The organism is Polaribacter litoreus (assembly GCF_054584775.1).
Genome location: NZ_JBTLRD010000005.1, coordinates 175,928 through 189,795 on the forward strand (window position 1 = coordinate 175,928; position 13,868 = coordinate 189,795).

Below are 13,868 nucleotides of genomic sequence, written 5' to 3' on the forward strand. Positions count from 1 at the left end.
AATCGAACTTAATTCATGGCCTTTCCCTTAGTAAATTCTATAATTTCTTGGTTTTTGAAAAAAAGAATACATCAAATGGAATTGTTTTTAAAATATCCAAATGATGTGCAAAACGAACTCTTACTCAGATTAGTTTCAACTGCAAAAAAAACTGAGTTTGGTAAACAGCATCAATTTTCTACGATAAAAAGTTATTCAGATTTTACAAGATTAGTTCCGATTCACAAATACGAAACCATAGAACCCCTTATAGAACGATGTAGAAAAGGAGAACAAAATTTATTTTGGCCTAGCCATATTAAATGGTTTGCAAAATCTAGTGGAACTACAAACGCTAAAAGTAAATTTATACCTGTAAGTAGTGAAGCTTTGGAATATTGCCATATGAAAGCTGGTAAAGACATGCTGTGCTTATACATTAACAATAATGAAGATACACAGCTTTTTACAGGAAAAGGACTACGATTGGGTGGTAGTTCCGAAATTTATAAAGACAATAATTCTTATTTTGGAGATTTATCTGCAATTATCACAGAAAATTTACCTTTTTGGGCAGATTATAGTTCTGCACCAAGCCAAGAAGTAGCGTTAATGGCTGAGTGGGAAACTAAAATGGATGCCATTATTGAGGAAACCATCAATGAAGATATTACAAGTTTAGTAGGCGTACCTAGTTGGATGTTAGTATTGCTAAACAACGTTTTAGAGCGCACAGGAAAAGACAATATTCTAGAAGTCTGGCCAAATTTAGAAGTTTATTTTCACGGTGGTGTAAACTTTAATCCTTACAGAGAACAATACAAAAAACTGATTCCGAAAGCAGATTTTAAATATTATGAAACCTACAATGCATCCGAAGGTTTTTTTGCGATTCAAGATCAAAATAACTCTAAAGAATTGTTGTTAATGTTAGATTACGGAATTTTCTATGAGTTTATACCAATGAGCGATTATGCTGGAGAGAGCTCTAAAACTATTCCGATTTCTGAAGTACAAAAAGGTATTGATTATGCTTTAATTATTACTACAAACAGTGGTTTATGGCGTTATTTAATTGGTGATACCATTCGTTTTACATCACTAGAGCCTTATAGAATTAAAATTACAGGTAGAACTAGACATTATATTAATGTTTTTGGTGAAGAACTAAATATAGAAAATGTAGAGGATGCTTTAAAACTAGCTTGCGAAAAAACAGAGGCTATAATTTCTGATTACACAGTTGGTCCTATTTTTATGAAAGATAAAAAAAGTGGTGGACACGAATGGATTATTGAATTTAATAAACAACCCAAAAACATGAGTTATTTCACAGAAATGTTAGACAATTCTTTAAAGGCTATCAATTCTGATTACGAAGCCAAACGTTACAATTCTATGACGTTAGCCATGCCTAAAATTCACGTTGCCAGAAAAGGGCTTTTTTACGATTGGCTAAAGAAAAAAGGAAAGTTAGGTGGCCAACACAAAGTACCTAGATTGTCTAATAAACGAGATTTTGTGGAAGAGTTGTTAAGTTTATAGAACTACTATTTACTACAATTCTCACAATATGTTTTTCTGAGATATTCATTTTCTAATAACTGAAAAGTAACTCCATCTTCTAGAGAAGAATTAAACAATTTACAGAATCTACTTTTATTCATATTGATAGCATTTAACATAATTGTTCTGTAATCATCAGTAGTCACAGCGTAATTATTAGTAATGGTTAAATTCAAATAATAAAACAACAAATCTTCATCTACAGTAATGGTTCTTACTTTATCATCTAATAAGTAAGTGGCTTCGTCTAAATCTGAATAATAGGTTAAAAACTGGGCCAAACTTAAATAATCGTAGTTAGATAAATTTACATTCTCATAAGTATCAATGATAAATTCTACAGATTCATCTTTAGCATCATATTTTCTAGCTCTCATGTTTTTTTCTGCCTTTACAATATGAAAATTCACCAACATTCTATCAATTAAAGGTTTTGCTATTTTATATTTTTTTAGATTAAGAATTTCTTTTTTAAAATCAGAGGCATTAATATTTTGCCACTTGTTCCTCCAAATGGTAAACTTTAAGACCACTAAATTATATTTTATTTTTTTATTGTTGGGGCTTAGTTTTTCCAACGCTTTTAATTCATCAAAAGAAATTTTAGCATAACTTAAATTCAAGATAGATTTGAACATACTATTCTTGTTTAAAAGCGGTACATATTTTATTTGTTTAGGTACATTTAATCGTCTTAATTTATTAGGATTTTTTTCATCTTTCAATTTTTCAAATAATGAGTTTTGAACAATTAAAGCTTCATCTACGTTATCTTGTTGTACCAATTTATTAAAAGTAGATATTAATACTTCAGTAGTCATATCTTTGTATTTATCTTTTTTCTCTAAATCTAAAGTGATGACTGCTTTTCTATGATTTTTTAAAAATACTTCTAAATCTTTGGCAACTTGACCAGTTACTTTCTTCTTAATTTCTTGTTTAGATAGTGACCTTAGATTTTTAAAATCGCTTTTAGAAATATCATTTAAAAATTCTACCCAATTTTCTGAAGTTGAAATTACTGTTGCTATGTTAGGTTTTTGGAAAGATTGCATCGAATTTACAATACTATTTGCTCTTTGTTCTTGCAATTCTAAATTTCGTTCTAAACTTCCTTCTATAGAAGAATATGCATTAATATTTATTTTTTTAATATTAAAATCCGTTAAACGCAAAGAATCATATAGAGGCTTAATATCTTTTGGTAAATATTCTGATTTGTTCTTCTCAAAAGGGATTACAAACTTTAGTTTTTTATACTTGGTAACAAATTTATCATTATTATTTGTAATTTTTTTGGCTTTGTAGACCAACGAATCTAAGTAAGCTCCCATGTCTAACAGATCCCAAGGATAAGATTCTAAATTATAAATACGTTGATATCTACACAACACCTTATTGTTTAAAAACAAGATATTAAATTCTAATTCTTCATCTTGTAAATCAGTTGGTACTGTACCTACAAAAGTTTTGAATCTATTTCCTAGAGTTGGTTTTAAACCTCTAACCAATTGTTTTGCATACACAGGTTTCAATAAGATTCCTCTAATTTGCGAACTTCCAATTGGTGTACCGCATTTGTATCTGGACTTTGAAATAACATCAATCGCAATTCCATCTCCTGATTTTTTGAATAAATTGATTGCCCATTTTTTATCCGTAACCACAAAATAGAGTTTATCGTTTTCTCTTTTTATTGAGAAACCTACTTCTTTTGGGGTTTGTTTAAAATACGAATTGAAATAGGCGCATCTTGAATCTTGTGATGAGTTTTGAGAAAATATAATATCATAAATTTTCTGTGCCTTTAAAAGTTGATGTTAATAAAATAGCACAAATAAAGAGAAGTGCATTTTTCTTCATAGAAATTGTTTTTTTTGAATAAGAGCAATTATCAATCCAAAAATAACAAAAAGAATAGATTATAGAAATTAAACTTTACGTTCTACAACATAATCAATCATTTGAAGTAGTGATTTTTTGTAAGGTGATGTTGGGTAGGTTTCTAAAATAGTGATTGCTTTATTTTTGTAATAATTCATTTTAGTGGTAGTATATTCAATTCCCCCATTTTGTTTTACAAAAGCAATTACTTCTTTTACTCGTTTTTTATCTTTATTGTGTTTTTTTACAGAATTAATAATCCAGGCCTTTTCTTTTTTGGTACAATTATTTAAAGTATAAATTAAAGGCAAGGTCATTTTCTGTTCTTTGATATCTATGCCTGTTGGTTTTCCAATTTTATCATCTGTATAATCAAATAAATCGTCTTTTATTTGAAAAGCAATACCTATATACTCCCCAAATTTTCGCATATCTTGTATGATATCATTGTTAGCACCTACAGAAGCAGCTCCAATTCCACAACAAGCTGCAATTAATGTGGCCGTTTTTTGACGAATAATATCAAAATACACTTCTTCTGTAATGTCTAATTTTCTGGCTTTTTCAATTTGCAACAACTCACCTTCGCTCATTTCACGAACTGCAATAGAAATTAACTTTAGCAAATCAAAATCGTCATTGTCAATAGAGAGTAACAATCCTTTAGAGAGTAAGAAATCTCCTACTAAAACTGCAATTTTGTTTTTCCAGAGTGCGTTTATAGAAAAAAACCCACGTCTTCGATTACTATCATCTACAACATCATCATGCACTAAAGTTGCGGTATGAATCAATTCGATAATAGAAGCTCCTCTATAAGTTCGCTCATCAAAATTACCATCAGAAACCATTTTAGCAATTAAAAAAACAAACATTGGTCGCATTTGCTTTCCTTTTCTACGAATAATGTAGTATGTAATTCTGTTTAATAAAGGGACTTTAGAAAGCATGGCTTCTCTGAACTTTTTTTCAAAAAGTTCCATCTCTTTTTTGATGGGCAATTTAATAAGTTCTACTGGCTTCATTTTATGCTGAACAGGTTTCAGTATTTGATGTAAAAGTACAAAAAATTAAAGTCGAATTTTGTTAATTAAATCATTACAAAATTTATGATTTATCTATAAAAAGTTAAGCTTTATTGGCCAATTGCCCACAAGCTGCATCTATATCTTTACCTCTACTTCGTCTTACATTTACAGTAATATCGTGCATTTCTAGATTAGAAATATAATTATTTACAGCTAAGTTACTGGCTTGTTGAAATTGACCATCGTCTATAGGATTGTACTCGATTAAATTGACTTTACATGGCACATATTTACAGAACTCAACAAGTGCTTTTATGTCTTCTTTGCTATCGTTAATTCCATCCCAAACCACATATTCGTAAGTAATGGCTCTTTTGGTTTTTGCATACCAATATTCTAAAGATTCCTTTAAATCTTTTAATGGAAAATTAGTGTTAAAAGGCATAATTGAGGTTCTTACTTCATCTATGGCCGAGTGTAAAGAAACTGCCAAATTGAATTTTACTTCTTCATCTGCCATTTTTTTAATCATTTTTGGTACACCAGAAGTAGAAACTGTTATTCTTTTTGATGACATTCCTAAACCTTCTGGAGAAGTAATCATCTCTATAGATTTTAATACGTTTTTATAGTTCATTAATGGTTCTCCCATTCCCATAAAAACAATATTTGTCAATTTTTTATTGTGATACAATCTACTTTGTTTATCAATAACAACTACTTGATCGTAAATTTCATCAGGATTTAGATTTCGCATTCTTTTTAAACGCGCTGTTGCACAGAATTTACAATCTAAACTACACCCAACTTGACTGGAAACACATGCTGTGGTTCTTTTTTCTGTAGGAATTAAAACTGATTCTACTACTAAACCATCGTGTAATTTAATACCATTTTTTATAGTACCATCATTACTTTTCTGCATAGAATCTACCTTAATATGATTGATAACAAAATTGGCTTCTAACATTTCTCTTGTTGCTTTAGAAATGTTTGTCATATCTTCAAAAGTATGCAAAGACTTGTTCCAAAGCCATTCATAAACTTGGTTTCCACGAAAAGCTTTATCGCCATTTTTTACAAAAAAATCGCGCAATTGTTCTTTGGTTAAAGCTCTTATGTCTTTCTTTTTAATCAAGGTTTTCTATTCAAAAAAATTACAACTGCAAAAATACACATATATTTTGAGGTAATGACTGTTGTTTTTAAGTAAGCCTGCATTAGCGATTGAAATGGCATCCTTTTTTGAGGCACGAAAAAAAGATATAATGGAAAGCGCGACCTGAAAGGTAATGCCAAAAAAACTGGCACTTTAACGAGTACCAGTTTTATCATTTTAAATTCAGAACTTTAAATTTTGAATTTATATTATCAACATAGCATCTCCGTAAGTAGAGAATTTATAACCTTCTTTAACAGCTTCTTTGTAAGCTTCCATTAAAAAATCGTAACCCGAAAATGCAGCTGCTTGCATCATTAAGGTAGATTTTGGCGTATGAAAATTTGTAATCATTGCATTGGCAATACTAAAATCGTAAGGTGGAAAAATAAATTTATTGGTCCAACCTTCATACGGATTTAGTTTTTGATTAGAAGAAACTGAAGATTCTACAGTTCTCATAACCGTGGTTCCTACTGCACAAATTCTTCTTTTTTCTGCTTTTGCTTGGTTTATTTTATCTGCAGATGCTGCAGGAATAATTATCTGTTCAGAATCCATTTTGTGTTTAGACAAATCTTCTACCTCTACAGGGCTAAAAGAACCTAAACCTACATGTAATGTCATTTCTGCAAAATCTACTCCTTTAATTTCTAAACGCTTTAATAGGTGTTTCGAAAAATGTAAACCAGCAGTTGGTGCAGCTACAGCACCTTCGTGTTTTGCATAAATAGTTTGGTAACGCTCTTCATCAGAAGGTTCTACTTCTCTTTTTATGGTTCTTGGTAAAGGTGTTTCGCCAAGTTCTAATAATTTTTCTCTAAAAGCTTCGTAACTACCATCAAACAAAAAACGTAAAGTTCTACCTCTAGATGTTGTATTATCGATAACTTCTGCTACTAAACTATCATCTTCACCAAAAAATAATTTGTTACCAATTCTAATTTTTCTTGCAGGATCTACTAAAACATCCCATAATCTATTTTCTGCATTTAGTTCTCTTAATAAGAAAACCTCAATTCTTGCCCCAGTTTTTTCTTTATTACCATACATTCTTGCAGGAAAAACTTTGGTATTGTTTAACATTAAGATATCACCTTCGTCAAAATAGTTGATAACGTCTTTAAATGTTTTGTGTTCTATAGTTTGATCTTTTCTATTTAAGACCATTAAACGAGATTCGTCTCTATGTTCTGCAGGATAAATTGCTAACAATTCTTCTGGCAGTTCAAAATCGAAGTTTGATAATTTCATAAATGTATTTTGCTGTAAAAGATGCAAATATACGATATGAGAATAGGCGTTGTCAAGTGTTTGCCTATTTATCTTTAAAGTTCATCAATTTTAATACCTAATTGTTTCATATCTTCCCAGAATTTTTGGTAAGATTTTGTAACTACTTCAGCATTATTTATTTGAATAGGAACTCGCAAAGCTAATGGTGCAAAAGCCATGGCCATTCTATGATCGTTATAGGTTTTTATGGCTATATTTTTATGAATGGTATTGGTTACTTCCAAATGCAAAGTTTCGTTAGTTACAGCAATATTTGCGCCTAATTTAGATAATTCATCATGCAAAGCTACTAACCTGTCTGTTTCTTTAATTTTTAAAGTATGTAAACCTGTTAAATTACACGCAATATTTTCTGCAAAACAAGTTACCACAATAGTTTGCGCAATATCTGGAGCATTTTTTAGATTAATTTCTAAAGTAACTTTTTTAGTTTCACTAACTTTTTTTAAGGTGATAAAATTATCGCCAAAAGTAGTTGTTACTCCAAAATGTGTATAAATTTCTGCTAAGCAAGAATCACCTTGTAAACTTTCTTTTTTGTAGGCTGATAATTGAATTGATGAACCAATTTCTGCCAAAGCAACAATAGAATAAAAATAACTTGCTGATGACCAATCTGATTCTACAACTACTGTTTGTTTTTCTATTGATTTCTTAGGATAAACTTTTATAATATTCCCTTCAAAATTACTTTCAATTCCTATTTGAGAAAGCAAACTCAACGTCATTTTAATATAAGGAATAGAGGTAATTTTACCTGTTAACTCAATTTCTAATCCGTTTTCTAATTTTGCTGCAATTAACAATAATGATGAAATGTACTGGCTACTAACATTACCATTAATTTGAACTTTGTCTTTAATTATTTGAGTTCCTTTTATTCTAATTGGTGGATACCCAACTTTATCTTCGTAAGCAATATTTGCTCCTAAACTTTTTAAAGCATCAACTAAAATTTCTATAGGTCTATTTTGCATTCTTTCAGAACCTGTTAATACAGTTTCTCTACCTTTTTGTACGGCAAAATAAGAAGTTAAAAAACGCATTGCTGTACCTGCATGACCTATATTTACCAATTCTTCATCTGTAGATAAAGCATGTTGCATGTGCACAGAATCGTCAGAATCTGATAAATTTTCTATAGAAATTTCTGGAAATAATTTTTGCAAAATCAATAATCTATTCGATTCGCTTTTAGAACCAGAAATTGTTATTTTTTGGTCTATTTTTTTATCCTCTAAAACATTTAACAATATGTCCATTCTAAAAATTGATTTTAATTCTTACTTTTAATGCTTAATTTTATAACTAACCACAATGAAAAAACTCTTTTTTCTGGCAATTTGCATCTTCTTTTCTGCAAATGCCAAAGTTAATGCACAAAAAAAATCTACCAAAGTTTCTGATGAATATTTTAGCGCTATAAAATGGAGAAATATTGGCCCTTTTAGAGGAGGACGAAGTGCTGCTGTAACAGGTGTTGCTGGCAAAGCAAACCTTTTTTATATGGGCGCAACTGGTGGTGGAGTCTGGAAAACCACAGATGCTGGTAATACCTGGCAAAATATTTCTGACGGTTTTTTTGGTGGTTCTGTAGGTGCTGTAGCCGTTTCTGAATCTGACAATAATGTGATGTATGTTGGAATGGGAGAAAAAACCGTTCGTGGAAATGTTTCTTCTGGTGATGGAATTTGGAAATCGGTAAATGCAGGTAAAACATGGAAACACGTGGGTTTAAAAAACTCAAGACACATTCCTAGAATGCGCATTCACCCAAAAAATTCTGATATTGTTTTTGCAGGTGTTATGGGAGATTTATACAAACCCACTCAAGAACGTGGTGTTTACAAAACTACTGATGGTGGCGAAACTTGGCGAAAAGTATTGTTTTCTAACGAAGATTCTGGAGTTGTAGATTTGGTGATCGATCCAAATAATCCTAGAATTCTATATGCCACTACTTGGAACATCAGAAGAACTCCTTATAGTTTGTCTTCTGGTGGTGATGGTTCTGCTCTTTGGAAAAGTACAGATGAAGGAGAAACTTGGACAAACATTTCTACCAATAAAGGTTTACCTGATGGAATTTGGGGTATTGCAGGTATTACAGTTTCACCTGTAAATTCTGATATTGTGTATGCTTTAATCGAAAATAAAAAAGGTGGAGTATACAAATCTACAGATGCTGGTAAAACTTGGAAACTGATCAATTCTGAAAGAAAATTAAGACAGAGAGCTTGGTATTACACACGTTTGTATGCAGATACACAAGATGAAGATATTTTATATGTTTTAAATGTTCGTTATCATAAATCTACAGATGGTGGAAAAACTTACAAAACCTACAACGCTCCTCATGGAGATCATCATGATTTATGGATTGCTCCAGAAGACAACCAAAGAATGATTATTGGTGATGATGGTGGAGCACAAATCTCTTTTGATGCTGGCGAAAATTGGAGCACCATGAACAATCAACCTACAGCGCAATTTTATAGAGTTACGACAGACAATCATTTTCCGTACAGAATTTTAGCAGCACAACAAGACAATTCTACCGTAAGAATTTCTCATAGAACTGGAGGCAGATTTATTACTGAATCTGATTGGTCTTCTACTGCTGGTGGAGAAAGTGCACATATTGCTGTAGATCCTTTAAATGATGATATTGTTTATGGTGGAAGTTATGGTGGTTTATTAACAAGAGTAAATCATAAAACCAACGAATCTCGTGCAATTAATGTTTGGCCAGATGATCCTATGGGGCATGGAGCAGAGGATTTTAAATATCGTTTTCAGTGGAATTTCCCAATTTTATTTTCGCCAACTCATAAAAAAAGATTGTATGCAGCTTCTAACCATTTGCATGTTACTGAAGATGAAGGGCAATCTTGGCAATTAATTAGTCCAGATTTAACAAGAAACGACCCTAAAACTTTAGGACCTTCTGGAGGGCCAATAACCAAAGACAATACTGGTGTAGAATATTATGGAACTATTTTCGCTGTTGCAGAATCGCCTTACGAACCAGGTTTAATTTACACAGGTTCTGATGATGGCTTGGTGCACATCACTAAAAATAATGGCGAATCTTGGGATAACATCACCCCAAAAAAAATGCCAGAATGGATAATGATTAACTGCATAGAAATTGATCCTTTTACAAAAGGAGGTGCTTATATTGTGGGTACAAAATACAAATCTGGCGATTACAAACCTTACATCTACAAAACAGAAAATTACGGAAAAACTTGGGAGTTAATTATAAACGGAATTGCCAATGAAGATTTTACAAGAGCTTTAAGAGCAGACCCAAAACGCAAAGGTTTATTGTACGCAGGTACAGAAAGAGGTATGTATATTTCTTTTGATGATGGTAAAAACTGGCAAACTTTTCAACAAAATTTACCAATTGTGCCTATTACAGATTTAGCTATAAAAGATGATAATTTAATTGCGGCAACTCAAGGTCGTGCTCTTTGGATTATTGATGATTTAACTCCTTTACATCAATTAAATACATCAAAAGAAGAGGATGTAATTTTATACAAACCAAAAAATGCATATAATTTATCTGGTGGTAGAGGAAGAACCTCTAGAACCGCAGGTACAAATCATTCTGGAGGTGTAAATATTTACTATTACATTAAAGAACTAAAAGAAAAAGATGTAACTTCTATTTCTATTTTTGATGCCAATGACAACTTGATTAAAAAATTCTCTACAAAGCCTGATAAAGATAAAAAAGAAGGCAAATTGAACATAGAAGAAGGCAACAATATTTTTAATTGGAACATGATGTATGATGGTGCAGAATCTGTAAAAGGTATGATTTTATGGTGGGCTTCATTATCTGGACCAATGGCTTTGCCTGGAAACTATAAAGTTGAGTTGGCTGTAAATGATGTAAAAAAATCTCAGGATTTTACCATTGTAAAAAACCCAATGTCTGAAGCTTCTGAAAGTGATATGAAAGCTCAATTTGATTTTATCAACGACATCAACAAAAAAATGACTGAAATTCATAAGGCTTTAAAAAATGTGAAGAAAGTTCGTAGTCAAGTTGGTTTGTTAAAAAAATCTATTAAAGACAAAAAGAAACATAAAGACTTACTTGATTTTGCTGATAAATTAGTAAAAGATATGACTGTTGTTGAAGAAACATTATATCAAACAAAATCTAAAAGCGGGCAAGATCCTTTAAATTACCCAATTCGTTTGAATAATAAACTAGGTCATTTAAATTCGTTAACCAGAATTGGAAATTATGCTCCAACAAATCAAGCTATCGAATTTAAAAATGAAATTACAAAAGAAATTGATTTAGAATTGGCTAAACTATATTCTTTATTTGATAAAGGTGTAAAAGAATTGAACACAAAAGTAAAAGAAAGTAATATTGATTTAATTCAATTGGATTAATGCTGCATTCATTGTACTCATAAAAAAGGTTGTCAGAAAAGTTTTAATATTTTTCAGACAACCTGTTTAGTTGTATTTATTTTTCCAATTTTTGTTGATTAACTTTCTAAGTTTATGAAAAACTCTAAAAAAGAGAGCAAAACACACAGATTGAACTAAAACCATTCTCCAATCAAAATCAATATCAAAAAAGAAGCTACCTATGTATTGACCTATGGTAAACATTACAAAAAGTATAGGAATGTAAATCAATAAATATTTACCTAAAGATAGGGAGTTGATTAACTCAGTTTCTTCATTTACATTTTTGTTTAGTTTATCATTTACCTTTTTCAAGTTCACTATTTCATATTTTTATTGGTCATATACATGCCATAAACCAAACTTAAAAAAACTTTATATCCCCAAAATGTCATCCATTTCCCATCACTAAAATTATCGTTGATAAGTTTTATAAAATCGCCTGCAAAAACATCTCTCCAACTATTCATTATTAGAGATATAATGGTTACAAAAACAAAAAAAGGGAGGGCAATTTTAAGTGTATTTTGCCAATATTCTTTTTGCTTTATTTTTTTAAAAAAAGACATTTGTACTAGTTTATCAATTTATTTTTTTTAAGTGTAGTATGGAGAAATCATTACATACACAATAACGCCTGTTACAGCTACATACAACCAAATAGGAAAGGTTTTTTTAGCAATTTTTTTATGCCCCTCAAAATCGGTTAATTTTGCTTTCATATACGTTAATAAAACAAACGGAATTACAATTACAGACAATACAATATGTGAAATTAAAATAAAATAGTATACGTATTTGATTGCCCCTTCTCCACCAAATTTAGTAGAATCAGAAGTCATGTGATAGGCGATATACATCAACAAAAATGCTAAAGAAAGTGCAATTGCAGCAGTATTTAATTGTTCGTGTAGTTTTCTATTTCCTTTTTTTATAGCAATTACTGCTGCAACTAATAAAACGGCTGTTAAACCATTAGTTGTCGCATAAATAGGTGGTAAAAACGTTAGTGGCTTAACATCAAAACCCAGAGATTTTAAATTAACACCAAATAAAGCTGCAACTGCTAGTGGAATAATAACGGATAAAGCTGTAATTATTTTTTTATACTTTTTTTCTTGCGCTAGATTACTCATTTAATAACAGTTTAATATCTTCTTTTAATTCTTTTATTTGATCAGGAAATGTTTGCTCTTCTAGCGCCCTGTAATACATAATTGGATTCCCAAATTCATCTTTTCGAGAGCGGATATAACCATTTTTATCTACCAAAGCAAACAACCCAGAATGTTCAAAACCTGCATGAGATGCATCTCCTTTACCTGCATATAATTTAAATCCTTTATTTGATAATGTATACACTACATCTTCTGACTTACCTGTTAACAAATGCCAATTTTTATGGGTGATGCCATTATGTTTTGCATAAGTTTTTAATATTTTTGGAGTATCTATTTCTGGAGTTATAGAAATCGATGCAATACCAAATTCTGGATTTCCAAAAAATTCGTCTTGTAAGGATAACATCTTTTTGTTCATTAACGGGCATATTGTTGGGCAAGTAGAAAAGAAAAACTCAACTACATATACTTTACCTTTAAAGGTTTCATTGGTAATGGTTTTGCCCTCTTGATTCACAAATTCAAAATTGGGTACCTTATCAAACTTTACCAAACCAGTGTCTGAGAAACGATTTACCACTTTTGGTACAGTGTAAATACCAAACAACAAAATAATAAAGGTAATCCCTACATAAGAGTACTTTTTATTCATAATCCTACTTCTTTTCGGTTTGCTTTGTTCTTATTTTTATCTTTAAAAGCAGCGTAATATTCGTAATATAATACTTTAATATCGTCCTTAAGTTTACCATTTAACTCTGCCACCGAATTCAAATTGTAACCATATAATTTTTCATTCGTTTTGTCGTCTTTTAAACGCCCTCGTAAACTTAGACTTTTATCGATTAAAAAAGCTTTTGTAGATGATAAGTTGATTAATGGCTCGTTGTAAGCAAAACTCTGGTAAAACCCTTCAATTTCTGCTTTAGTACTTGGCACAAATTTCCATTTTTGCATATCTGTAAAAGCACCTATTTTTTCTTTAAGTGCGTTTACATCAACGGTTTTATCTTCTGGATAAACAGCTATTATCTGAAATTTCTTGTAGTCTATAAACTTCTTATAGATTTTTTCATTTAAGTTTAACAGGCCAGATGTTATGGATTCTATATCGTTTCCTAAAAAACAAACAATAGAGACAGACTCTTTGAGTTGTGTACTTTTAGCATCATCTATTGTAGCTACATCTAAAACTTTTTGGGTAAGTACGGGCAGTTTTTTAAAGTTATTTTCTCCTGTTGATAAAATGAGAAAACAAATTAAGGGAAAGATGAACAATAGAAATAAAACAACTCTTTTTTTGGTAAGAAAACGCATGTAATTAAAAGTTAGATTTTAAGAAATTTTAACATTTTTAAGCTAAAAAAAGGTGGTTAAAAAACCACCTTATTC

Annotated in this window: 12 protein-coding genes; 2 read left to right on the forward strand and 10 right to left on the reverse strand. The window is 30.6% G+C overall.

The window, feature by feature from the left end:
- The first annotated feature begins 15 nt into the window (after positions 1-15).
- Entirely contained in the window at positions 16-1,524 is a 1,509-nt protein-coding gene (locus tag ACW9UN_RS05885) for a GH3 auxin-responsive promoter family protein (RefSeq protein WP_459484784.1), read from the forward strand.
- A gap of 5 nt (positions 1,525-1,529) precedes the next feature.
- Here the strand turns inward: ACW9UN_RS05885 and ACW9UN_RS05890 are convergent, their stop codons facing one another.
- The 5 genes from ACW9UN_RS05890 to ACW9UN_RS05910 all read right to left on the reverse strand — a co-directional run bounded on the left by ACW9UN_RS05890 (position 1,530) and on the right by ACW9UN_RS05910 (position 8,174).
- Positions 1,530-3,212, reverse strand: a complete 1,683-nt coding sequence (locus ACW9UN_RS05890; protein ID WP_459484786.1) for a hypothetical protein — start codon at positions 3,210-3,212, stop codon at positions 1,530-1,532.
- Positions 3,213-3,476: 264 nt separating this feature from the next.
- Positions 3,477-4,454, reverse strand: a complete 978-nt coding sequence (locus ACW9UN_RS05895; RefSeq protein ID WP_459484787.1) for a polyprenyl synthetase family protein — start codon at positions 4,452-4,454, stop codon at positions 3,477-3,479.
- 103 nt (positions 4,455-4,557) lie between these two features.
- Positions 4,558-5,595 carry a dual-specificity RNA methyltransferase RlmN gene (gene rlmN / locus ACW9UN_RS05900; protein WP_459484789.1) on the reverse strand — a complete coding sequence of 346 codons (1,038 nt, stop codon included), beginning with the start codon at positions 5,593-5,595 and terminating at the stop codon, positions 4,558-4,560.
- Positions 5,596-5,820: 225 nt separating this feature from the next.
- Positions 5,821-6,870 (reverse strand): tRNA preQ1(34) S-adenosylmethionine ribosyltransferase-isomerase QueA, encoded by a 1,050-nt coding sequence (gene queA, locus ACW9UN_RS05905; protein WP_459484791.1) that lies wholly within the window; start codon positions 6,868-6,870, stop codon positions 5,821-5,823.
- A gap of 74 nt (positions 6,871-6,944) precedes the next feature.
- Positions 6,945-8,174, reverse strand: a complete 1,230-nt coding sequence (locus tag ACW9UN_RS05910; protein ID WP_459484793.1) for a 3-phosphoshikimate 1-carboxyvinyltransferase — start codon at positions 8,172-8,174, stop codon at positions 6,945-6,947.
- A gap of 55 nt (positions 8,175-8,229) precedes the next feature.
- Here ACW9UN_RS05910 and ACW9UN_RS05915 point away from each other — a divergent pair, with 55 nt between their 5' ends.
- Complete coding sequence (locus ACW9UN_RS05915; RefSeq protein WP_459484795.1) at positions 8,230-11,334, forward strand: WD40/YVTN/BNR-like repeat-containing protein; 3,105 nt, start codon at positions 8,230-8,232, stop codon at positions 11,332-11,334.
- A 66-nt stretch (positions 11,335-11,400) separates the two neighbouring features.
- On the opposite strand, the gene ACW9UN_RS05920 is transcribed toward ACW9UN_RS05915, so the two are convergent.
- The 5 genes from ACW9UN_RS05920 to ACW9UN_RS05940 are packed head-to-tail and all read right to left on the reverse strand — an operon-like array spanning position 11,401 to position 13,793.
- The gene (locus ACW9UN_RS05920) at positions 11,401-11,676 is read right to left on the reverse strand and encodes a hypothetical protein (RefSeq protein WP_459484796.1); all 276 of its coding nucleotides are present in this window, start codon (positions 11,674-11,676) and stop codon (positions 11,401-11,403) included.
- Positions 11,676-11,924, reverse strand: coding sequence for a hypothetical protein (locus ACW9UN_RS05925; protein ID WP_459484798.1), 249 nt, complete (start codon positions 11,922-11,924; stop codon positions 11,676-11,678). Before ACW9UN_RS05925 ends, ACW9UN_RS05920 begins: the two co-directional genes overlap by 1 nt.
- A 27-nt stretch (positions 11,925-11,951) precedes the next feature.
- Entirely contained in the window at positions 11,952-12,491 is a 540-nt protein-coding gene (locus ACW9UN_RS05930) for a DUF420 domain-containing protein (RefSeq protein WP_459484800.1), read from the reverse strand.
- The gene (locus ACW9UN_RS05935) at positions 12,484-13,128 is read right to left on the reverse strand and encodes an SCO family protein (RefSeq protein WP_459484801.1); all 645 of its coding nucleotides are present in this window, start codon (positions 13,126-13,128) and stop codon (positions 12,484-12,486) included. The genes ACW9UN_RS05930 and ACW9UN_RS05935 overlap by 8 nt, the downstream gene beginning before the upstream one ends.
- The gene (locus tag ACW9UN_RS05940) at positions 13,125-13,793 is read right to left on the reverse strand and encodes a hypothetical protein (RefSeq protein ID WP_459484802.1); all 669 of its coding nucleotides are present in this window, start codon (positions 13,791-13,793) and stop codon (positions 13,125-13,127) included. Before ACW9UN_RS05940 ends, ACW9UN_RS05935 begins: the two co-directional genes overlap by 4 nt.
- Positions 13,794-13,868: the final 75 nt, after the last annotated feature.

Bases quoted from the DNA above. Each gene is read 5' to 3' on its own strand.
- ACW9UN_RS05885 (WP_459484784.1), top strand. From the start codon at position 16: ATGGCCTTTCCCTTAGTAAATTCTATAATTTCTTGGTTTTTGAAAAAA.
- ACW9UN_RS05895 (WP_459484787.1), bottom strand. From the start codon at position 4,454: ATGAAGCCAGTAGAACTTATTAAATTGCCCATCAAAAAAGAGATGGAA.
- queA (WP_459484791.1), bottom strand. From the start codon at position 6,870: ATGAAATTATCAAACTTCGATTTTGAACTGCCAGAAGAATTGTTAGCA.
- ACW9UN_RS05910 (WP_459484793.1), bottom strand. From the start codon at position 8,174: ATGGACATATTGTTAAATGTTTTAGAGGATAAAAAAATAGACCAAAAA.
- ACW9UN_RS05915 (WP_459484795.1), top strand. From the start codon at position 8,230: ATGAAAAAACTCTTTTTTCTGGCAATTTGCATCTTCTTTTCTGCAAAT.
- ACW9UN_RS05925 (WP_459484798.1), bottom strand. From the start codon at position 11,924: ATGTCTTTTTTTAAAAAAATAAAGCAAAAAGAATATTGGCAAAATACA.
- ACW9UN_RS05930 (WP_459484800.1), bottom strand. From the start codon at position 12,491: ATGAGTAATCTAGCGCAAGAAAAAAAGTATAAAAAAATAATTACAGCT.
- ACW9UN_RS05935 (WP_459484801.1), bottom strand. From the start codon at position 13,128: ATGAATAAAAAGTACTCTTATGTAGGGATTACCTTTATTATTTTGTTG.
- ACW9UN_RS05940 (WP_459484802.1), bottom strand. From the start codon at position 13,793: ATGCGTTTTCTTACCAAAAAAAGAGTTGTTTTATTTCTATTGTTCATC.